At 37.2% G+C, this 19,687-nt stretch carries 20 protein-coding genes and 1 pseudogene; 17 read left to right on the top strand and 4 right to left on the bottom strand.

The genetic code is table 11. The annotated features are described in order from the left end of the window. Positions 1-298: 298 nt before the first annotated feature. The 5 genes from rhaD to M3182_RS02420 all read left to right on the top strand — a co-directional run bounded on the left by rhaD (position 299) and on the right by M3182_RS02420 (position 5,408). Entirely contained in the window at positions 299-1,138 is an 840-nt protein-coding gene (gene rhaD / locus M3182_RS02400; protein WP_251556030.1) for a rhamnulose-1-phosphate aldolase, read from the top strand. Positions 1,139-1,254: 116 nt separating this feature from the next. Continuing rightward, positions 1,255-3,459, top strand: a complete 2,205-nt coding sequence (locus M3182_RS02405; RefSeq protein ID WP_251436905.1) for a YhgE/Pip domain-containing protein — start codon at positions 1,255-1,257, stop codon at positions 3,457-3,459. Between the two features lie 159 nt (positions 3,460-3,618). Beyond that, positions 3,619-4,494, top strand: a complete 876-nt coding sequence (locus tag M3182_RS02410) for a spermine/spermidine synthase domain-containing protein (RefSeq protein WP_251436903.1) — start codon at positions 3,619-3,621, stop codon at positions 4,492-4,494. A 237-nt stretch (positions 4,495-4,731) separates the two neighbouring features. Further along, entirely contained in the window at positions 4,732-5,070 is a 339-nt protein-coding gene (locus M3182_RS02415; RefSeq protein ID WP_251435615.1) for a hypothetical protein, read from the top strand. A gap of 68 nt (positions 5,071-5,138) precedes the next feature. Further along, on the top strand, positions 5,139-5,408 hold the full coding sequence (locus M3182_RS02420) for a hypothetical protein (protein ID WP_251435613.1): 270 nt from the start codon (positions 5,139-5,141) through the stop codon (positions 5,406-5,408). Between the two features lie 278 nt (positions 5,409-5,686). On the opposite strand, the gene M3182_RS02425 is transcribed toward M3182_RS02420, so the two are convergent. After that, positions 5,687-6,088: a nuclear transport factor 2 family protein gene (locus M3182_RS02425; protein ID WP_432806681.1), complete on the bottom strand. Its 402-nt coding sequence runs from the start codon at positions 6,086-6,088 to the stop codon at positions 5,687-5,689. Between the two features lie 243 nt (positions 6,089-6,331). Between M3182_RS02425 and M3182_RS02430 the strand changes: the two genes are divergently transcribed. Then, positions 6,332-6,727 carry a VOC family protein gene (locus M3182_RS02430; protein WP_251556034.1) on the top strand — a complete coding sequence of 132 codons (396 nt, stop codon included), beginning with the start codon at positions 6,332-6,334 and terminating at the stop codon, positions 6,725-6,727. Between the two features lie 137 nt (positions 6,728-6,864). Here the strand turns inward: M3182_RS02430 and M3182_RS02435 are convergent. After that, positions 6,865-7,235: pseudogene (locus M3182_RS02435) on the bottom strand (VOC family protein). 146 nt (positions 7,236-7,381) lie between these two features. Between M3182_RS02435 and M3182_RS02440 the strand changes: the two are divergent. Beyond that, a complete protein-coding gene (locus M3182_RS02440; protein WP_251556036.1) occupies positions 7,382-7,750 on the top strand; it encodes a DUF1801 domain-containing protein in 369 nt (122 codons plus the stop codon). A gap of 88 nt (positions 7,751-7,838) precedes the next feature. Next, positions 7,839-8,081: a YdeI/OmpD-associated family protein gene (locus M3182_RS02445; protein WP_251435601.1), complete on the top strand. Its 243-nt coding sequence runs from the start codon at positions 7,839-7,841 to the stop codon at positions 8,079-8,081. A gap of 132 nt (positions 8,082-8,213) precedes the next feature. Here the strand turns inward: M3182_RS02445 and M3182_RS02450 are convergent, their stop codons facing one another. After that, a complete protein-coding gene (locus M3182_RS02450) occupies positions 8,214-9,584 on the bottom strand; it encodes a vWA domain-containing protein (RefSeq protein WP_251556038.1) in 1,371 nt (456 codons plus the stop codon). Between the two features lie 418 nt (positions 9,585-10,002). Between M3182_RS02450 and M3182_RS02455 the strand changes: the two genes are divergently transcribed. Both M3182_RS02455 and M3182_RS26575 read left to right on the top strand, forming a co-directional pair. Beyond that, positions 10,003-10,308 (top strand): hypothetical protein, encoded by a 306-nt coding sequence (locus M3182_RS02455; protein ID WP_251435596.1) that lies wholly within the window; start codon positions 10,003-10,005, stop codon positions 10,306-10,308. A 169-nt stretch (positions 10,309-10,477) separates the two neighbouring features. After that, positions 10,478-10,699: a hypothetical protein gene (locus M3182_RS26575; RefSeq protein WP_490715546.1), complete on the top strand. Its 222-nt coding sequence runs from the start codon at positions 10,478-10,480 to the stop codon at positions 10,697-10,699. A 228-nt stretch (positions 10,700-10,927) separates the two neighbouring features. On the opposite strand, the gene M3182_RS02460 is transcribed toward M3182_RS26575, so the two are convergent. Then, positions 10,928-11,122 carry a hypothetical protein gene (locus M3182_RS02460; protein WP_251435589.1) on the bottom strand — a complete coding sequence of 65 codons (195 nt, stop codon included), beginning with the start codon at positions 11,120-11,122 and terminating at the stop codon, positions 10,928-10,930. Between the two features lie 882 nt (positions 11,123-12,004). Here M3182_RS02460 and M3182_RS02465 point away from each other — a divergent pair. The 7 genes from M3182_RS02465 (at position 12,005) to M3182_RS02495 (ending at position 19,686) form a co-directional block, all read left to right on the top strand. Beyond that, positions 12,005-12,580, top strand: a complete 576-nt coding sequence (locus tag M3182_RS02465; protein WP_251435586.1) for a hypothetical protein — start codon at positions 12,005-12,007, stop codon at positions 12,578-12,580. 43 nt (positions 12,581-12,623) lie between these two features. Beyond that, positions 12,624-12,884, top strand: a complete 261-nt coding sequence (locus tag M3182_RS02470) for a hypothetical protein (protein WP_285866802.1) — start codon at positions 12,624-12,626, stop codon at positions 12,882-12,884. Between the two features lie 275 nt (positions 12,885-13,159). Further along, positions 13,160-14,014, top strand: a complete 855-nt coding sequence (locus M3182_RS02475) for a LysM peptidoglycan-binding domain-containing protein (RefSeq protein ID WP_251556045.1) — start codon at positions 13,160-13,162, stop codon at positions 14,012-14,014. A gap of 352 nt (positions 14,015-14,366) precedes the next feature. Beyond that, positions 14,367-16,040: a M4 family metallopeptidase gene (locus M3182_RS02480; protein ID WP_251556059.1), complete on the top strand. Its 1,674-nt coding sequence runs from the start codon at positions 14,367-14,369 to the stop codon at positions 16,038-16,040. Positions 16,041-16,257: 217 nt separating this feature from the next. After that, positions 16,258-17,262, top strand: coding sequence for a LacI family DNA-binding transcriptional regulator (locus tag M3182_RS02485; RefSeq protein WP_251435573.1), 1,005 nt, complete (start codon positions 16,258-16,260; stop codon positions 17,260-17,262). A 267-nt stretch (positions 17,263-17,529) separates the two neighbouring features. Beyond that, entirely contained in the window at positions 17,530-18,765 is a 1,236-nt protein-coding gene (locus M3182_RS02490) for an ABC transporter substrate-binding protein (RefSeq protein WP_251435570.1), read from the top strand. A gap of 60 nt (positions 18,766-18,825) precedes the next feature. Further along, positions 18,826-19,686, top strand: coding sequence for a carbohydrate ABC transporter permease (locus M3182_RS02495; RefSeq protein WP_432806635.1), 861 nt, complete (start codon positions 18,826-18,828; stop codon positions 19,684-19,686). Position 19,687: the final 1 nt, after the last annotated feature.

Genomic DNA, 19,687 nt, shown 5'->3' on the forward strand with positions numbered 1-19,687 from the left:
AAGATGCAAAATGCCTGGAACGCATCCTCTTGATAACACTTGTAACATATGGGTAAGCCGTATGCCTTAATAGGGCACGTACGGTTTGATAAGGGGGAAGCCATGATAGTGGTTTCCCTACTTTATTATGGACAAACAAGATGTTTGTGACCGTATCGTTAACAAAATAAAAGTAAACAAAAAATATTATGTTTGTTTGTGTTGATTTAGTTCTGTTTTAGGAGTAATCTAATACTATAGAAAAAAGAACTTAAAAGATTTTTACGAACAAAGATTTTCAAATAAAGGAGAGATTTACATGAACAAAACGATGGGAAAGCAAGAAATGCTTACAGCCCCGTTTGTCCACGAAATGATGGAAGCGACATACAATATGTGGGGAGTTGGATGGGATGAGCGAAACGGCGGGAATATTAGCTATCTTTTAAAAGAGGAAGAAGTGACACCCTATTTGGATCCGCACCATGTACTTCGAACACTTGAATTCGATTTTCCCGTGCAAGCACTAGCCAATCACTATTTCATTGTTACGGGATCAGGCAAATATTTTAAAAATGTGAAATCCAATCCTGAGGAAAACTTGGGTGTGATTCGGGTCAACAACACAGGAACCGCGATTGATGTACTTTGGGGATTTTCAGATGGAGGTAAACCAACAAGTGAACTCCCTGCCCACTTTTTAAGTCATATTGTCCGTCTTGAACAAGATGAAAACCATCGGATTATCATACATAATCACGCTACCAATATTCTTGCGATGACATTTACGCATGGATTAAATGAAAAGAGCTTTACGAAAACACTATGGCAAATGTGTACCGAATGTATTGTCGTCTTTCCTGATGGCGTCGGAATCTTGCCGTGGATGGTTCCAGGAACCAATTTGATTGGTGAAAAAACAGCAGAAAAAATGAGCAAAACAAGGTTAGTTATTTGGCCACATCACGGGATTTTCGGTGCAGGAACAACGATGGATGAAACCTTTGGTTTAATCGAGACTGCTGAAAAAGCTGCTCAAATTTATACCATTATTTCGTCCCACCAAGGCGGGGTTAAGCAAGTGATTACAGACCAACAACTAGCTGATTTGGCGGAGGCATTCGGTGTTATACCAGTTGAGGGAATTCTTGAGGTATAGGTTGGAACAGAAGTATGACGGAACGCGTGTTCTTTTTATTTGTGCCTTAATATGAGCATTGCTATAATCTTCATTAGTATTTCAAAATACATCAGTGAAGAGTAGGATGAAAATAGATGAAGAATAGCTGGCGGATTTATAAGAACGATTTAAAGAATATTGGAACGAACTGGGTGGCGGCGATTTTGATTGGAGGATTAATTCTTCTGCCGTCGCTTTATGCTTGGTTCAACATAAAAGCCTCCTGGGATCCTTATAGCCAAACCGATCAAATTCCAATTGGAATTGTTAACGAGGATCAGGGGGCTGTTGTACGTGATCAAGAGATTCATGTTGGAGATGAACTAGTCGAAACTCTGCATCAGAATCGGTCAATGGATTGGCAATTTGTAAAGCGGGAAAAGGCGATGGATAAATTAGAGTATGGCGATTATTTTGCAGTCATCGTCATCCCAGAAAACTTTTCAGAACGGTTAGGAACAGTCATTAGTGATCATCCTGAAAAAGCAGAAGTGGAATATTATGTGAATGAAAAAATCAATGCCATTGCCCCGAAGATCACTGAAAAAGGCGCGAGTGTGATTGTGCAGCAAATTAGCAGTAATTTTATTTCCACCGTGAATGGAATTATTTTTGACCTTTTTAACGATTTGGGAATTGAACTGGAAGAAAATTTGCCAGATATTAAGAAGTTTGAGCATTATATATTTACTGTAGAAGAGAATCTTCCAGAAATACATACGATTCTAAATGATACGATTTCTGATGCTAACCGTGCAGAGGATTTAATTAATCAAGCGCAAGGTCTTGTACCAAAAGTCGAAGATGCGACAACAAATGGCTTAAACACCATCGACAATACAATTGAGTTTATTGATAAAGCCGAAACCCGTTTAGATGGAATCGCTCCAAGGATTGAAGAAGATTTAGACAATATTCAGAAGATGGTTTCGGATGTCAATGAATATGTCAGTAGCATTGAATCCGCATCATTGGATTTGAGTGAAGGGAATCAATTAACAGACCAGGTGAATGGACGAATCGATGACACCTTAACTTCAATTGAAACGGTTGAACAAGCACTTTCTCAATTCCAAGTAAATCAAAATGAACAACCTAGTAATAATCAAGACGCAGACAAAGAGCAAGTATCAAATGGCGATTATGATAATATCAGCAATGCTTTGAGTGAGTTAGAAAGAATGGAAAGTAGTTTACGGGCTTTACAAGATCAAGCAAATCAGATTGATACATTTCTTGGGGAGCAACAAACGGAAGCGAATCAACTACTTTCCACGATAAAAGAACGGACGGCTAGTGCGAATACACAAGTAGATGCTTTTGTAAAAGAATATAATGAAAACATTGAGCCTACCGTTCGAAAAGAAGTAGGAAATGCGAAGGATACCTTAAAAGAGGCGAGGGGAATTTTAGTTGACATTCAATCCGCCATTCCTGAAGTGGAGACTCTGCTGAATCAAACGGAGGGAAAATTGATCAATGGGGAAGACATGCTTGAAAAAGTCCTCGCTCAATTTCCTTATATAAATGACAAAGTAAATGAACTTGCGGACCGTATTCGGAACATTCAAGGCGAAACGAATATCGATGAAATCATTCAACTGTTGCAAAATGATCCGGAAGCAGAACGTGGTTTCTTTGCGGAGCCTGTTGTGTTAAATGAAAATAAACTGTTTCCGATTGCGAATTATGGTACAGGGATGACGCCATTTTATACGGTGTTAGCGATTTGGGTAGGAGGCTTGTTATTGATATCTTTATTGTCGACCGAGCTTCATCATGGGAAGGAAGTGTACACCGGAAGACAAATTTACCTAGGCCGCTTGCTTACATTTATGACGATTGGGTTTTTGCAAACACTTATTGTTACATTAGGCGATATCTTTTTACTAAACGTCGATGTAAAAGCACCTTTATGGTTTGTTCTCTTTGGACTTTTGTGCAGCAGTGTCTTTATTTGGATTGTGTATACCTTTGTTTCGGTATTTGGGGATGTCGGCAAAGCCTTAGCCATCGTTTTATTGGTTCTTCAAATCGCGGGTTCGGGTGGAACTTATCCAGTTGCGTTGCTACCAGAGTTTTTCCAAAATATAAATCCATTTTTGCCGTTTACGTATGCAATTGATTTAATGCGGGAAGCGGTTGGTGGTATTGTTTGGCGCAGGGTTTGGAACGATGTCCTCTTTTTAGTAGTCTTTGGTTTAGGGGTACTACTAATTGGATTCATTTTTAAGGAAAAAATCAATCAATACACAGGAAAACTGAAGGAAAAGTCGAGAGAATCAGGATTGTTTCATTAACTTTATGAATCAGGAAATAAAATCCCAACAGTAGCTATAGTGGCTACTGTTGTTTTTTTGTTTATGGTTGTTCTGTTTCCTTAGAAAAAGGACCGGATGATTTGTATACTTCAACTAATGCTCGAAAGAGTGAAAAATAATAGATAATCAGGTGACGAAATGGAAGTCGATGTAAAAGTTAAGGAAGACAATTATAAGGTCTTTGCTTTAATGAGCAATTACTTAAACAATGCTCCGGACTATATAGAAGGAGAAGATATTGATGCGCTTGTTCAATATGGTGTCTCGCCTGAATATGCGTTTGCGGTGACATTAGTAGCTGCGTTCGGGCTTGATATTGTCGATCGTGCAGAGGATAAGGATTTATTTGAAATTTATTTTAAAAATATGTTTCATAAGTTGGATGTAACCGAATACGAACTGAATTCTTATTATCAAAACATCAAGATTCCGACAGTCAAGATTGGCAAGAGTGATTTGAAATATGAAAAATACAAACCGTTTGAAGCATTTGTTTGTGAAGATATTATTAAAATGAAAGACGGAAGACAAATTCCGCAAATCGGCTTTTTTGAAAAAGAATTTTCATATCCAGCGGTTTTGGAAGATGGTCGGATTTGGATGACGATTACTCCGAATGAAATTGAGACGATGAAAGAAGCGGTGTACGACGCTTCTGGGCGCGTCCTTACGTATGGACTTGGGCTCGGATATTATGCTTTTATGGTTTCCGAGAAAACGAACGTAGAAAGCATAACGGTTGTGGAGAAAAATAAAGATGTGATTCATTTATTTAATAAATATATCTTGCCACAGTTTAAACAGAGGCATAAAGTGAAGATTATCCAGGCTGATGCGTTTGAATATGCGCAAAATCAAATGGCGAAAGCACAATATGATTTTGTGTTCACTGACCTTTGGCATGATGTATCGGATGGCATTGATATGTATTTGAAAATGAAGGAACTTGAACAGAATAGTCCTCATACAAAATTTAAATATTGGATTGAAAGGTCAATTTTATGTTATCTATGACATTAGTGAAAAAAACATCCCCATAGAAGTTTCTATGGGGATGTTTTTTATTTACACTTTGTGGAACTTCTGTGAAACAAGATTTTTCGGGGCGTCCCTGTGACTTTTTATTAAATTGGAGATTTATAGGTGAAATTATTATTTTACTGATATTAGGTTAGGTTTACGCACTTGTCCAAACACGTTATCGGATTATGCATAAATTATAATGACAAAAGGGAAAAGGAGGGAAGATGCATGAGTAGAGTATGGTGGAATCGAGATGATTCTAGAAACCGAGGCAATAACCAACGTTCTAGAAATGATTCTGAAACAGATGTACGAAATGATGTAGATTTTGATGTGGATTTGGATAATGAATTTGATAATGAAAATGATATCAATCTTAAAGACAAAAACACAAATGTTGCGAAAGCAAGAGTGTTTAAAAGCGGAAACTCTAAATTAGATATCGATATTCGGGTGGATAGTGATTCCCGTGCAAAAGTACGCTCCAGATCTGAGGCTGATGCTGATTCTGATCAGGATCAAGACCAGGATCAAGATCAAGACCAAAGACAACGCTTCTTTGATTAATGCTAGACTGAAAAACAAGGAATACTATAAAAATAGTATTCCTTGTTTAAAGATAAGGAGATTTTAATATGCAAAGACCCGTAGAAAATCAAGCGAAAACCCTCATTCGAGATAGTGGGAATTCAGATGTCGATCTTACGGTAAATATCGAAATTGAAACAAAAGCGATAGCATATGGAATGATGTGTAGTTTATTTGCTAAGGGAGAACTTGATGAAATTCAACTAGAGAAAGCCGTACGAAAACTTGATGCATTAATTGATCGAGATAAAAACAGGAAAAAAAATAAATCTACTTCAGGGGTAAGTAGACCGAAAATATTCCAATTCCCTAATTAATGACAAGAAGAAAAGGGCTATGCTTTTTCTTCTTTACATAAACTTGTTTTGTTGTTTTGATGACAATTCTTTAAAAAGCGAGATTTGCGTTCAACGTGTGGAAAAACGTGTACAAAAGTTGCGGTGTACTAACAAAAAAGACTTTAACAAAGAACCGAAATCGACTACTAAAGCATTGAATGTTTAATAGGAGGATACAATGAGACTTCCCCTTTTGGTTGATTCGTTCCCGATAAGATTGAACCCAAACAACACCCATTTGTAATGTTTCTGCGGTGTTAAAACATGCCGTTTTCATTCGGGGAGTCTTCTGGGATTTGGGTGCCTAAATCCCATAATTCAACGATTTGATTTTCTTGAAAACGGAAGATATGGACAACGGCTACTCCAAGGTCCTTTGGGTTCTGCTTTACGTGGGAGTATACCACAACGGTTTCTTTTTCTTGAATAGCAAATTTAACTTCAAAGCTTTTGGAAGGGGATGCGGCGGCGTTTTCCTCCATTGCCAGCATGAGGGTATTTGCATCACCACGAAAATAAGGATTGTGATGTTTAAAGTTAGGTGCTACATAATTTTGGTATGCTTCACGAACATTACCCGATGCAACTTCCTTTAAAAAAGATACTGCTATTTCTTTAATAGTGTTTGAGTGGAACTTTTCTGTGCTCATCTCTCTCATCCTTCCATTTTAAAAATTATGTTTCATTAGAATTAAATGAAGTGTAGGTTATCCCGTTATTTAAGTCAAATGTTGAAACGGCTATCAAAGATCTAAGAGGTCAAAACAGGATTATATTGTTTATGAAGAATTGAATAAATTTCAAAGTTATTATCATAATGTTAGAGGTGTATAACACATTTGAACGGAAAAATATACAGCCTTTGAGCACAACCATTTTGAAGACCTAGGAGGACATTATGGATGGGAAGATTAATGCATTTCGAAATTCATGTGGATGACATGGACAGGGCGAAGAAATTTTATGAAGAGGTATTTGGTTGGACATTTGAAGATTATAGTGAATATGCGGGAATGCCTTATTTTGGGGCAGTGACTGGAGATGATAAGGAACCTGGAATTAACGGAGCTTTAATGAAACGTCAAAGTCCACCTCCTGAACCAGGACAGGCATTGAATGGTTATGCTTGTACAATGGGAGTGGAGAATTACGATTCAGTTGAAACTAAGATTCTCAACAATGGAGGGAAAGTTGCATTACCTAAATATGCTTTACCTGGTATGGCGTGGCAGGGATATTATCTGGATCCTGAAGGGAACATCTTTGGTATTCATCAACCAGACAAGAACGCAAAGTAGAAATTTCTTATTATTTACCATCCAGAATAAAACAATCAGGTACTTTTCGCTGAATAGATCAGTACCTGTTTTCGTTCAGAGTGAAGAGATACTTTTACTGGAGTTACCTTTGACCCATTTAAAATAAATGTAGGCCCTTATCGGTGTTGATCGACTAAAATTTGGTTCCCGTCTGGATCTTCAATCGTAAAATAGGCAGGTCCCTCACTGTTTTCATCTGCTTCAGTCAGCAACTTGATTCCTTTTGCCTTGAGTTGCTTTTGAATATCGCGGATGTCTGTAAATGAATCAAGGTTTTCAGCGTTTTCATTCCAACCGGATTAAAGGTAAGAATGTTCTTTTCAAACATGCCTTGAAATAATCCAATGATGCTGTTTTCATTCTTCAATATGAGCCAATTTTGGTTAATATCTCCACCTAAGGATTGAAATCCAAGACTTTCATAAAAAGTTTTTGATGCATGGATGTCCTTCACTTTTAAGCTTACAGAGAATGCACCTAGTTTCATGTTTTCCCCTCCTATTTAAGTAATTTACAATTAAGGTATTTTGTGGTAATTGATTGAGTTATGTATAGTATAAAGGAGGATTAGACTAGGAACAACTTCTCCAAAGTTCAGTTATTCTAAAATTTTATGTGAAAAGGTGATTATAGATGGATGAAAAAGGAAGAATGATTGATGCAGTTGACCAATATATTTGGGAGCTACCAGAGGATATTCAAAACATAACAAATGCTCTAAGAAAAATCATTCTTGATTCGTCCCCTAAACTGGTTGAAGAGTATAAATGGTCTATGCCTAACTATTCTTATAATGGATTAGTCTGTTATCTACAAGCGGCTAAAAAACACGTCAACCTTGGGTTTCATAAGGGGAATGAACTACTTGAAAAGGACCCAAATAAAGGATTACAAGGTACAGGCAAAACAATGAGACATATCCGAATAACCAAACTGGAAGAAATTCAACCCGAAGCTTATATTGCCCTCATTAACGAAGCAATATCATTGAATGAGAAATGAGCTACTTCGCAGATGAAATAAACAAAAAAGGAAAAAGGACTTATGAAATCGGTGTTGATTGGGTGTGCTAGAATGACCAGTGGGAGGATTGTTAGGAAAAAATCATGGAGACTTTATTAAAGTTTCCCTAAATAAAGATACAGAACCTAAGGTGGTAGAAGTTCCAGAGTACTTAGAAGAAAAGTTAGCAGAATACCAGCTAAAAGAGACGTTTATGAAAAAGTCATATTCTCAACAAAGGAAATTTGTTGAAGCCATTGTGAATGTAAAAAAAGTTAAAACGAGAAATAAACGAATAAAAGATTTGATTGGATATCTTGAAAGTTTTTGATGCTACTATAGGTTATTTTAATAGTTTCTCAGTGTTTTTTATCTGCGCTGATTACATAGTTAATTAATTCAGTAGAAGAAAAGCGACACCTTTAAGGCGTCGCAAATTTTTTTTCTTAAAGGTTATAAAGGTTTATTTCTTATAATATTCCGTCCATTTCGCATTTCCTTCATCATAGAAATGCTGCCATGCATCAATGCCATTATGATAGGCATCTTGCCAGTTTTTGACTTTTGTATCGTACCCATAGCTCCAAATATCCTTTGAGCGGTCGTAAAAATAATTCCATAGTTTATCGGTATTTTCATAATCATTCTCGCGGAGATAGTTAACTAAATCCTCGGCATGTTCGAATTCTATGTCGGATTTATCCATGATGCTTACTCCTGTTTCATCTGCAAGGTCCATCAGTTTATCGCTGATTTCATCTGCTTGTTCCATTCCTTCATCGCGCCATTCTGTCCAAGCTTTCATCATGCGGTCATATTCTTTATCCCAATACGCCTCAAGTTCTTGCTTCGAGTTTACAAACGAGAACTCTCCATTTCCAGCTTGAGCTACTTCTTTTAATAGTTTTTGTGCTTCATTGTCGACTTGGAAACCGATGATATTAATAATTGGCTGAATTCCTTCGTTCGCCAGTTTTTCCGCTTCCTCCACAGGATTACCATCACAGGTTTCAATTCCATCACTGACTACATATACAATCATCGTGCTAGCTTCTTTTGGAATGTCGTTTTTCGTTTCTGAAAGGGCTTTGCCAATCGGGGTCCAGCCAGTTGGGTTTATTTTATCTAAAGCAGATGAAATGGCGTCCATATCCGTTCCACCAGTATAGATCACTTCAGTGGAGCCACAGGATAATTGCTGATCTTTGTCGGCGTTGGAACCCTCATGTCCATATACTCTTAAAGAAACTGTACTGTTTTCTGGCAAATCCTTAATAAAATTCTGGATGGCGGATTTTGCATCGTCCATTCTAGTTCCGCCTTGGCTTTGTGCCGCCATGCTACCACTTGCGTCTAGCAAAATCGCAAAATGAGTATTCGCTATCGTTGGTTCATCGATTGTCTCATCGGGGGTTGCGACGTTAACGTTCACGGAAGGGTCAAACTTAAGGAATATTTCTGTCTCTTCATGGTAATCTTCGTGAATGAGAGAAAGGATCGCATTTTGAAGCTCTTCTTTTGGCGCATTCTTTGGGAGTTCATCCAGCTTCTCTTTTGCTTGTTCTGCATCAAAATTTTCGGCACTAAAAGGTCCTGGCTTTCTCATTAACATTTGCTCAATCTTTGTTAGTTCTCTTAGATCATCTTCGACTTCATAGTATTCTGGCTCTTCTTTCCACCATGCAAGAGAATCTTCGGTACTTTCTTCTGTTTCAATCTTTTTCTGTTCTGCATTAGATGTGGTCTCTTTCTCTGGTGCAGCTGTATTTGATTCAGCACTACAAGCAGATAAAAAGAGAAGCATAAATAATGCTAGTGGGTATAAATACTTCATTTGAACCTCCATTTTTTCTGTTCGGATTTGATAGCATAAGTTGACTTAGATAAGAGTTGTTATGAAATGGATAAAGTGGAACAAACCCTTTCGTCGTTTACACTTCAATTGTATACGGAGTAATATTCTTTTGGTTCTATTAAATGTATAATAGTGGTAAAAACAAAACGAAAATCCTATATTTTTGGGGTGGGTTTTAGTTCTTTTGTCCTATTTATAGTGCGATAACCTTATAATCGAGGAACACTAGATTTGTAGATCGCTGTGAAACAAGATATTTCTGGGAATCCCTGTTACTTTTTTTTGCGAAGGCAATGTCATTATTTTTCGTTCATTTTATGAAAGATAATTCACTTGTCCAAACAGGTTTATGGATTATACATAAGTTATTAATAATTAAAGGGAAGGAGGGAAAAGAATGAGCAGAGATCGGTCGAATGGTTCTAGAAATGAGTCAGACACAGATGTGCGCAATAAGGTAGAATCTGATGTGGAGTTTAAAAATCGCTTAGATAATGAAAATGATGTGAATGTAAAGGACAAGAATACAAATGTGGCAAAAGCAAGAGTCTTTAAAAGTGGGAACACTAACCTAGATATCGATATTCGCGTGGACAGTGATTCCCGTGCAAGAGTACGCACAAGATCTGAGGCTGATGCTGAATCTGATCAAGACCAAGATCAAGATCAGGACCAGGAACAGAGACAACGCTTCTTTGATTAATACTAGATGAAAAACAAGGAATACTATGATCATAGTATTCCTTGTTTTTAAGTAAAGGATTAATTATGCAACAATACGTAGAAAATCAAACGAAAACGCTTATTCGATTCGAGGTAGTGGAAATTCAGATTTCGATCTTACAGTAAAGATCGAAATTGAAACAAAAGCGATTTTTTATGGAATGATGTGTAGTTTATACGCAAAAGGAGAATTAGATGAAATTCAACTAGAGAAGTCAGTAAGAAAGCTTGATGCATTAATTGATCAAGATAAAAATAAGAAAAGAATAATTCCACCTCAGGGGCAAGTAGACCGACGATACTCCACTTTCCCAATTAACGACAAGAAGGAAAGAGTGATGCTTTTTTCTTCCTTACATAACAAGCCATGAACCACCCTGTGGTCTTTTGGCTCTTTCCTGTAAAGGCAGAATTTAGCACAAGGATGGTTCCTAATCGCCCCCTGCTACCATTGATTAATCTAAGTTATTTACTAAGGCGAATCCCTGTCATGTATTTTTATAAGCCGTTTCTGAACAATTGCAAAAAGCAAACCTTTCGGAAACAGGTCCGTGGAACATTTGAATTGTGAAACAAGATTTTTCAGGGCGTCCCTTTAACTATATTGCATCAAATAGGTTGCCGACGAGTCTTCCGAAGCCTCTTATTAGCCACCAAATCATTCGGAGAGGGAATAGAATTAGTTCGGGTATGTAGAATAGGACATCGAATAGAAAGTCGATAAATGTGTAGTGGTCGCTGTGTTTTTTGTTAGTGATTCGTTTTGCTTTCTTTTTTCTCCACCATTTTTTCATTTTAGTGCTCCTCTCTTGAAAGGAATCTATTACTATTGAACGAAATCAGAAATCAATATTGATATGATTATACGTAATTGTTTATTGTGGAAATTTTATGATTTCCTACGCTTTGTTTTAATACGTTTTTTTTTAGTTTAGGTTTCAATACATTTCTCAATATATTCTTTGTATTAATATCAATTTGTCGAGGAGAATCCGTCCTTGTGGCTTGGATTCTGTGCTTTAAAATTTATCTAAGTTGGAGAAGAGGTTATGTAAAAAATGAACAGGGAAGGTGATACACAAATTGCGGACCATTTGCCTGAATATATAAAGATATGGGTATGTGGTACGAAAGTGACGTACTTTCATCAGATAAGCAAAAATTTCGATCGATTGCCAAGATGGAGTTCAGTAAAAAATGAAATAAAAAAATGTTGAGCGGACAAACAGCGATTTTCTTTTTCGCGCCAGATCTTTTTGGCAGTTAACCATGGGGCGGTTGCATTAACAGGTCTCTCACATAGTTCAATTGAAGAATTTAGTCAAAGAATTGGAATGCATATTGGGTGTGTTATTTAGTCATTTAGATTCTATATTATTATATTTTACGGTTCTAATACTACAAGCAAATTAAAGAGGCTATTTAACGAGATAAGTCAGTGACTACAAAGGAGGTCCAACATTCCTCTTTATGTAGGTTACTGGCTTTTGGGTACGAAAAATTCAGTGAAAATTAAGTAACGGATAGAGTTGATAATTTGGGGAAAATTCCTTTTTATGGTTTGCGTTCTGATCCATCATAAAAATAATGTGTTACGATTAAATTACCAATTGTTGGGGCGGAATGGATCCTGTGATGTCCGAGTATATAAATAAAATTGGAAGGGGGAGAGGTTGATGGACGCTACTCAAATCGGCAATATGAGACTAAAGCAAGTGGCTGTCATGAATGGGATTTTCCTAGGTGTAATTATTATCTTTTTTATCGTGATTGAAGTTTTTACGGTCACATTTGCACAGTTTTTCGTATTTCTTGGAGTGGTGATGTTGATTCAAGGTGTTTACGGCCTACTGAAAGGGGATTCTCCAAAATCAATTTTTTCGATTTTTGAGCAAGTCGCTGTTTATGAAAAACAGAAAATGGGAAGTGAATGGTACAAACAGCGTAAAATCGGGTTTATCTGGAACCTGATTATCGGTTGCTTGATGTTTTTGCAATCTATTGGGAATGTAAACACTACCGGAGATGTCTTAGAATTTGACTTGTTCTTTTTAGCAATTATCGTTTTTTTTATGTTCGTTGTGACCAATTTTAGCTTAATTATTCATTTTCGAAAGATTGACCGGTCTACTTCAGAGAATGATTTTAAAGGTTATGCTCGAAAATCGAGTCTTAGGGCGGTTGCCGTTGGCTTGATTTTAGGCGTCGTGTTCGCGTTGATTACTCTTTCTTATATATTTTCTGTTATTTAGTGGAAATGCTTTGGTGGTTATTTTAAAAAAGGGGGGAGAGTGGATGGTGCCGATTTTACAGACAATCCTTTTCGTCATTGCCTTTATTGTTGCTGTATTATTCGTGGTTCAAAAACGAAAGCAGGCGGGAATTACAGGTTTGAAAAGCGCGGTAACTCCGATCTGTTTTTTCCTAATTGGCTTGGTTAATTTGATTGCATATTGGTTTAATTTTATGGGGCTTTGGAATTGGACACTAACGGTTTTGTTGTTGCTGTTAGGTGCCTATTTTACGAAGTATTTGGCCGTTCCCAAAAGAAGATAAATGTGAAAAGGGATGCTCCAGTGATTGGGAAGCAGCCATTTTCAATTTGACTCTTTCCTTAAACTTTGTTGCTTTTCGAGATAAAATGTAAAGAATTAGTTTTAACCTACAAAATGGCTTATTCTGCGTTAAAATCGCCTTTAGGATTTTATTCTATACGAAATACAGCCTTTTATTTTCATTCAACCCGTAACAGGAATAATTTAAACAAGATACCAACAAACTAAATGAAAAAAAGGGGCATGACATTTATAGATGATTAGGAAGGGATAAGCATGAAGAAGATTGTTGTGTTTCTATTAAGCCTAATTTTTATGATGATTATAAGTTTATTTCCTTCACAAGTATATGGACAGAATTTAAGCATTTATGATGTCAAACCAGGTGATACGTTATCGGCAATTGCCAAGAGATACCATACTTCTGCTCAGGAGATAAAGAAGGTAAATAAGCTAAGATCGGATCAAATTTATATCGGGCAAAAACTTAAAATTTATCCTCATAAATATACGACACAAGGTCAGTTTATCTTGTTGACAAGGGAAGAGTTTAAGCTTTGGTTGTTTAACCAAAACGTGACGCGAAAAATAAATAAAATTCAACATCATCATACATGGGCCCCTTCTTATCGGCACTTTAAAGGTTCGAATCATTTTGCCATTTTGAATGGCATGAAAAATCATCATGTAAATAAAATGAAATGGAGAAATATTGCGCAAAACCTAACGACTTTTCCAGATGGAAGAATTGCTATTTCAAGGCCTTTTAATGATGAGCCAGAAGGGTCGATTGGCCCCATTGCCAATAGTGGCGCAATTATGATTGAAAACCTTGGCAACTTTGATATCGGAAAAGACCAAATGACCCAAGAGCATAAAGAAACAATTGTTTATGTAACCGCTTTGCTTTGTTTAAAATTTGGTTTAACTCCTTCAATCGACAGCATTACTTACCATCATTGGTGGCATTATGGGACAAAACAGCGCGTATTAGACAACCATAACAAATACTCTGTGAAAAGTTGTCCAGGAACCAACTTTTTTGGCGGCAATAACACAGCTCATGCAAGAAATAATTTTTACCCTCTTGTTGTGAAGAAGATGGAGGAGATACGCGCGACCATGCGTTGATTTAGATGAGAGGTAAATTTAACCAGATGCTCGTCATTCCGTTTAGGATGGCGGGTTATTTTTTTATTATAAAGTGTTCAGTCTCCCCAGGAGCTGGTGCTTTTGTGACCCTCTTCCTTTCGTTTTGATAGAATTAATTCTCTTATCGTGGTAAAAAAGGCACTCTTCTCTATTTAAAATAATAAACAGCAATGTTGAGTGCCTTATTTATAGGAGTTAATACCTGTTTTAGGGAATGCCTTTAGGTAAAATATACCATATATTTTAATGTTAAAAAGGTTCTAAATATTCATTTAAAATAAAATCTATTAATCTATAATAGGAATAATCAAAACTTAGGGGGTCGAAAGATATGAAGAGAAAGATGATTATACCGATGGCGCTGTCTTCAGCGTTATTGTTAGGAACAGTGCCAATGGGCAGTGTACTTGCCAACAACGATCCGGTTGTAAGCAGTGTACAAGCTCAAAAGAAGTGGAATGAAAATGCAAATGTTCCAGTTTTCGTAAAGGAGAAGCATGCAGAGAAATTTGCTACTAGCAGCGCTGCGAATGCAGTTAAATACCTCAAGAAAAACGAAGCGAAAACCGGTATTAAAAATGTTGACAAAAACTTAAAGGTAAAAAATGTTTCTAAAGATGAATTGGGCATGACGCATGTTCGTTTTAATCAAGCAAAAAATGGTGTTCCAATTGAAGGATCAGAAGTGGTTGTTCATTTTAATGATAAGAATGAAGTACAATCCGTTAACGGTAGAGTGAATCAGAACCTTGTCGATGAGGCGGTGGACACAACAGCTTCTCTAAGTGCAGCTGACGCACTAGAAAAAGCGAAGGCGGCTGTAAATGCTCCTGAGGAGTTTACATATGAACCAACAACTGAGCTTGTGATTTATCCTTTTGAAGGAAAAGCATATACTGCTTATAAAACAAATGTGAATTTCATGGGCTATGCACCTGGGAACTGGTATGTTTATGTTGATGCGAACACTGGAGAAGTGATTGATAAGTATAATGGCATCATGCATGCGGATGAAATTAAAACTCAAAAGGGAGTTGGACTTGGCGTTCATGGAGCACATCGTGAGTTGCATATCTCCAAAGTGCAAGAAGAAAAAGCCGGTACACAGTTTGCTTTAGCGGATTTCTCACATGAGAATCTTGAGGGAATTTTAACGTACGATTCTAAAAACGACGGAAATACTAGCAATGATACATTATTTGTAGGAAATGATGCTTCCTTTAAGGATGATTATGACCGTGCTGCTGTTGATGCACACTATAACTCCGAAAAAGTATACGAGTATTTCTTAAATGAACATGATCGCAATTCCCTTGATGGAGAAGGCATGGCTATTGTTTCTTATGTTCACTATGGACAAAATTATAACAACGCATTCTGGAACGGTGCTTGGATGACGTATGGAGATGGAGACGGGGAATTCATGACTTCCCTATCAGCTGGTCTTGATGTTGCAGCGCACGAAATGACTCATGGCGTTATTTCGAAAACAGCTAACCTCCAGTACCGCAATCAATCCGGTGCACTAAACGAATCATTTGCGGATGTGTTTGGTGCTCTTGTCGATGATAGTGATTGGGAAATGGGCGAAGATATCATGGCTCCAGCTGCGAAAGAAGATGGGCTTACAAGACTTCGTAGTTTAAGTGATCCAAACAGCGTGGTAGTTAGCAACGCACAAAGAGCAGCTTATGCCACCGATGATCGTATAGTTTATCCTGACCATATGGATGAATTCTATAACATGCCGCTGAATGTGGATAATGGTGGGGTTCATATCAACTCTTCGATTACAAACCATGCTGCTTACTTAATCGGTCAAGAAGTCGGTCGTGAAAAATTAGGGAAAATCTACTACCGTGCTTTAACAGTTTACTTAACACCAACTTCTGACTTTAGCGATGCTCGTCAAGCGATCGTTCTGTCTGCAATCGACATTTACGGTGAAGGTAGTGCAGAAGAAGCAGCAACAAATGCTGGCTTTGATGCAGTAGGAATCTACTAATCACGCTATCTTAAAGATAAAAACTGCACTCTCATTGTTAGATTGATTCATCTAGCAATGGGCGGTGCAGTTATTTGATTGCCTGTGGAAAAATTCTTGTGAAACAAGATTTTTCGGGGCGCCCCTGTGACTTTTTAAAAACATCTTGTAAACGATTGCAGTTCGTGTTAGAGTAAACAACGTAAACGTTTACGGAGTATATGAGGGGTAATCGAAAATGGCAATTACGATTAAAGATGTTGCGAAAAAGGCAAATGTATCCATTGCGACGGTTTCGAGGATTATTAATAATAAGCCAGGTTATTCGAAAGAAACGGAAATAAAGGTTCTTGAGGTAATCAAGGAGCTTGGATATTCTCCGAATAGTATCGCTAGAGGATTAATTAGTAAGCGCACACATACGATTGGAGTATTAGTACCAAAGCTATCGAGTATGTTAACGAATGAAATTATTCGAGGGATTGAGAACATTACCCACCAATACGGTTCGAGTGTAATCGTATGCCATACGGAGTCGAACGGTCAAAAGACAATGCAATATTTGCAGTTACTCCATGAAAAACAAGTTGATGGGATTATTTTTGCTAGTACTTCCTTAACAGAGGAGTACTATCAATTCATCGAAAACAAAGGGATCCCAATCGTACTTCTGTCTACTAAATCAGACCAATTTCCTGTTCCTTATGTAAAAGTGGATGACGAGGTTGCCGCCTATACTGCGACAGAATATTTGATTAAAAAAGGACATCGGACAATTGGGATGTTAAGTGGAAACAGAGATGACCGAATTGCGGGTAAACCAAGAGTTGATGGGTTTATAAAAGCCTTGAAAAACTATCAATTGTCAGTAAATGAGGACCACATTGTTTCGTTCCATGGATTCAGTTTTCATGATGGGGTTAATTGTTTTCAACAATTGATACATCAAATCCCTGATGTAACAGCAGTGTTTGCCGCAAGTGATGAAATGGCCTTGGGAATGATCTCAGCTGCCTATGAAATGGGAATCAAAGTTCCTGAGCAAATTTCAGTGATTGGTTATGACAATTTAAGTATTGCCGAGATGAGTATTCCTCCTTTAACTTCAGTAGCACAACCCTTATGTGAAATGGGGGAGGCTGCAGCGGAAATGGTTTTTGAAGTGATTGAAAACAATCAAAAAGTGAACAGTCAAATATGTGCTCATCATATTGTGGAAAGAAAAAGTGTAAGAAGTTTATAAAAAAGAGAGACAACACTCTTTTTTATCTTTAACGTAAACGTTTACGTTAAATAGGTTCTACTTGGTTTATCTACTATTCTACTAAAAAATTTTACAAAGTAAGAAAACGTTTACGTTCCAAACCTATTATATTTTTTAGTAGATAGGTAAACGTTTACGCTTCTGTTGTTTTTTACATTTAGAGTAAACGTTTACGTTTTACTTTTAAATGTATAAATATATTTTAGGAACTTTTAAAAAATTAGAAACACATTTGGAGGGTTCACCATGAAAAAAATAACAAAAGGATTCCTATCAGTGAGTTTAGGAGCTTCATTGCTACTAGCAGGATGTGGCGGTGGAGGAGATAATGCCGATGGAAAAGTTACCTTAGAGTTGTTTTCCAATAAATCCGAAAGCATTGATACTTATAAAGGATTAATTGCGAAATTCGAAGAGCAAAATCCAGATATTGATATTAAATTAGAGGCACCACCAGAAGCTGAGACCGTTTTGAAAACCCGTCTGACAAAAGATGATCTTCCGGACATTATGTCCATTGGTGGAAACGCTACCTATGGCGAACTAGCAAGAGCCGGAGTATTTCATGATTTCACGGACTCTGAACTTGTAGGAAAAATACAGCCTTCCTACGTAGAAATGCTTGAGAAATTGGTTGGTTCTGAAGAAGAGGGCGTATTTGGACTGCCATACGCAACAAACGCAAACCATGTTATCTACAACAAACAAAAAGTAGAAGAGTTAGGAATTGAGATCCCTACTAATTGGGATGAGTTTGTAGCTGCTTTAGATAAAGCGAAGGAAGCAGGCGAAACACCTATTTACTTTACGTTACAAGAAGCTTGGACAGCCATGTCAGTTTGGAATGGTGTTGCTGGAAACCTTGCTCCAGACGATTTTGCAACAAAGAAAAATGCTGGGGAGGCATCATTTGCAAACGAGTACGATGAAGTGGCAGATAAAATGTTAACTTTACTTGAATATGGTCATAAGGACAACTTTGGAATTGGTTATGGAGATGGTAACAGTGCTTTTGCGACTGGAAACGGTGTCTTCTATATCCAAGGGAACTGGGCAATTCCAGAAATTTTAAAAGCGAACCCAGATATTCAGTTAGGAACATTTGCGCTACCTTCTAATGATCAAGCAGAAGAAAATGATTTAGTTTCTGGTGTGGATGTTGCCTTAGCAGTTAGTGAAACAACAGAACATAAAGAAGAAGCCTTAAAATTTGTTGAATTTATGATTAGTGAAGAAACAGCAAAAACCTATATCGATGAGCAAAAAGCATTCTCAGCTGTAGAAGGTGTTTTCCAAGAAGATCCTGTATTCGAGGGAATTAAAGTGAACTTTGAAGAAGGCCGCTTAACAAGTTTCCCAGATCACTACTATCCAGCTGGAATGGGGACTGAAAACTTAGTTCAAGATTTCTTAATCAAAAAGAATAAAGAAGCTGCATTGAAAACATTAGATTCTGAATGGGAAAAAGTAATGAATCGCTAATGAAGGAAGGGGGGCTTCTCATGTAGAAAAGCCCCTACCTTATTTTAAGGAGAGATTATTGTGGGGAAAAGGCAGTTTGCATTTCTTATCATGGTCATTCCTGCATTCGCCCTATTTTTTATATTTCATACGTATCCGGCATTACAAGGGATTTTCTATAGTTTCACCGACTATAAAGGGTATGGAACTTGGGATTTTGTAGGATTTAAAAATTACCTGAATGTGTTTAAAGATGATCGTGCCTTACATGCATATGGTTTTACGTTTCAATTTGCCGTTGTATCTACGATTTTAGTTAATATCATCAGTTTATTGCTGGCCATAGGACTTAATGGCAATGTAAAGTTTAGAAAATTTTTAAGGGCAACATACTTTTTGCCATACATTTTAAGCGTCTTAATTATTGGTTATATTTTTAAATTTATCTTTACTCATATGCTTCCTGATCTAGGAAATGCCTTAAATATCGAAATTCTTTCATCCAATATTTTAGGGAACCCTGATTTAGCTTGGATTGGAATCGTTATTGTTGCCGTTTGGCAGTCGGTTGCTTTTAATACACTTTTATATTTAGCTGGTTTATCGACCATTGACCAAGAAGTTTACGAAGCAGCAGATATTGACGGTGCAGGCAATTGGGCGAAATTCTGGAGAATAACTTTCCCTCTTGTGGCACCATTTTTCACGATTAACATGGTTGTAGCGATGAAAAATTTCTTGATGGCTTTCGACCAAATTGTGGCTTTAACGGGCGGTGGACCTGGTCAAGCGACGGAGTCCATATCCTTGCTCATCTATCGTGGTGGTTTCCAAGGCGGAGAGTTCGCTTATCAATCTGCGAATGCTGTCATTTACTTTATTGTCATTGTCGCGATATCGGTTATTCAACTGCGTGTCCTTGAGCGGAGAGAGGTGAAATAAA

The organism is Mesobacillus maritimus (assembly GCF_023715205.1).
Classification (GTDB): Bacteria; Bacillota; Bacilli; order Bacillales; family Cytobacillaceae; genus Mesobacillus_B; species Mesobacillus_B maritimus_C.

Bases quoted from the DNA above. Each gene is read 5' to 3' on its own strand.
- rhaD (WP_251556030.1), top strand. From the start codon at position 299: ATGAACAAAACGATGGGAAAGCAAGAAATGCTTACAGCCCCGTTTGTC.
- M3182_RS02405 (WP_251436905.1), top strand. From the start codon at position 1,255: ATGAAGAATAGCTGGCGGATTTATAAGAACGATTTAAAGAATATTGGA.
- M3182_RS02410 (WP_251436903.1), top strand. From the start codon at position 3,619: ATGGAAGTCGATGTAAAAGTTAAGGAAGACAATTATAAGGTCTTTGCT.
- M3182_RS02415 (WP_251435615.1), top strand. From the start codon at position 4,732: ATGAGTAGAGTATGGTGGAATCGAGATGATTCTAGAAACCGAGGCAAT.
- M3182_RS02420 (WP_251435613.1), top strand. From the start codon at position 5,139: ATGCAAAGACCCGTAGAAAATCAAGCGAAAACCCTCATTCGAGATAGT.
- M3182_RS02425 (WP_432806681.1), bottom strand. From the start codon at position 6,088: ATGAGAGAGATGAGCACAGAAAAGTTCCACTCAAACACTATTAAAGAA.
- M3182_RS02430 (WP_251556034.1), top strand. From the start codon at position 6,332: ATGGGAAGATTAATGCATTTCGAAATTCATGTGGATGACATGGACAGG.
- M3182_RS02440 (WP_251556036.1), top strand. From the start codon at position 7,382: ATGGATGAAAAAGGAAGAATGATTGATGCAGTTGACCAATATATTTGG.
- M3182_RS02450 (WP_251556038.1), bottom strand. From the start codon at position 9,584: ATGAAGTATTTATACCCACTAGCATTATTTATGCTTCTCTTTTTATCT.
- M3182_RS02455 (WP_251435596.1), top strand. From the start codon at position 10,003: ATGAGCAGAGATCGGTCGAATGGTTCTAGAAATGAGTCAGACACAGAT.
- M3182_RS02460 (WP_251435589.1), bottom strand. From the start codon at position 11,122: ATGAAAAAATGGTGGAGAAAAAAGAAAGCAAAACGAATCACTAACAAA.
- M3182_RS02465 (WP_251435586.1), top strand. From the start codon at position 12,005: ATGGACGCTACTCAAATCGGCAATATGAGACTAAAGCAAGTGGCTGTC.
- M3182_RS02470 (WP_285866802.1), top strand. From the start codon at position 12,624: ATGGTGCCGATTTTACAGACAATCCTTTTCGTCATTGCCTTTATTGTT.
- M3182_RS02475 (WP_251556045.1), top strand. From the start codon at position 13,160: ATGAAGAAGATTGTTGTGTTTCTATTAAGCCTAATTTTTATGATGATT.
- M3182_RS02480 (WP_251556059.1), top strand. From the start codon at position 14,367: ATGAAGAGAAAGATGATTATACCGATGGCGCTGTCTTCAGCGTTATTG.
- M3182_RS02485 (WP_251435573.1), top strand. From the start codon at position 16,258: ATGGCAATTACGATTAAAGATGTTGCGAAAAAGGCAAATGTATCCATT.
- M3182_RS02490 (WP_251435570.1), top strand. From the start codon at position 17,530: ATGAAAAAAATAACAAAAGGATTCCTATCAGTGAGTTTAGGAGCTTCA.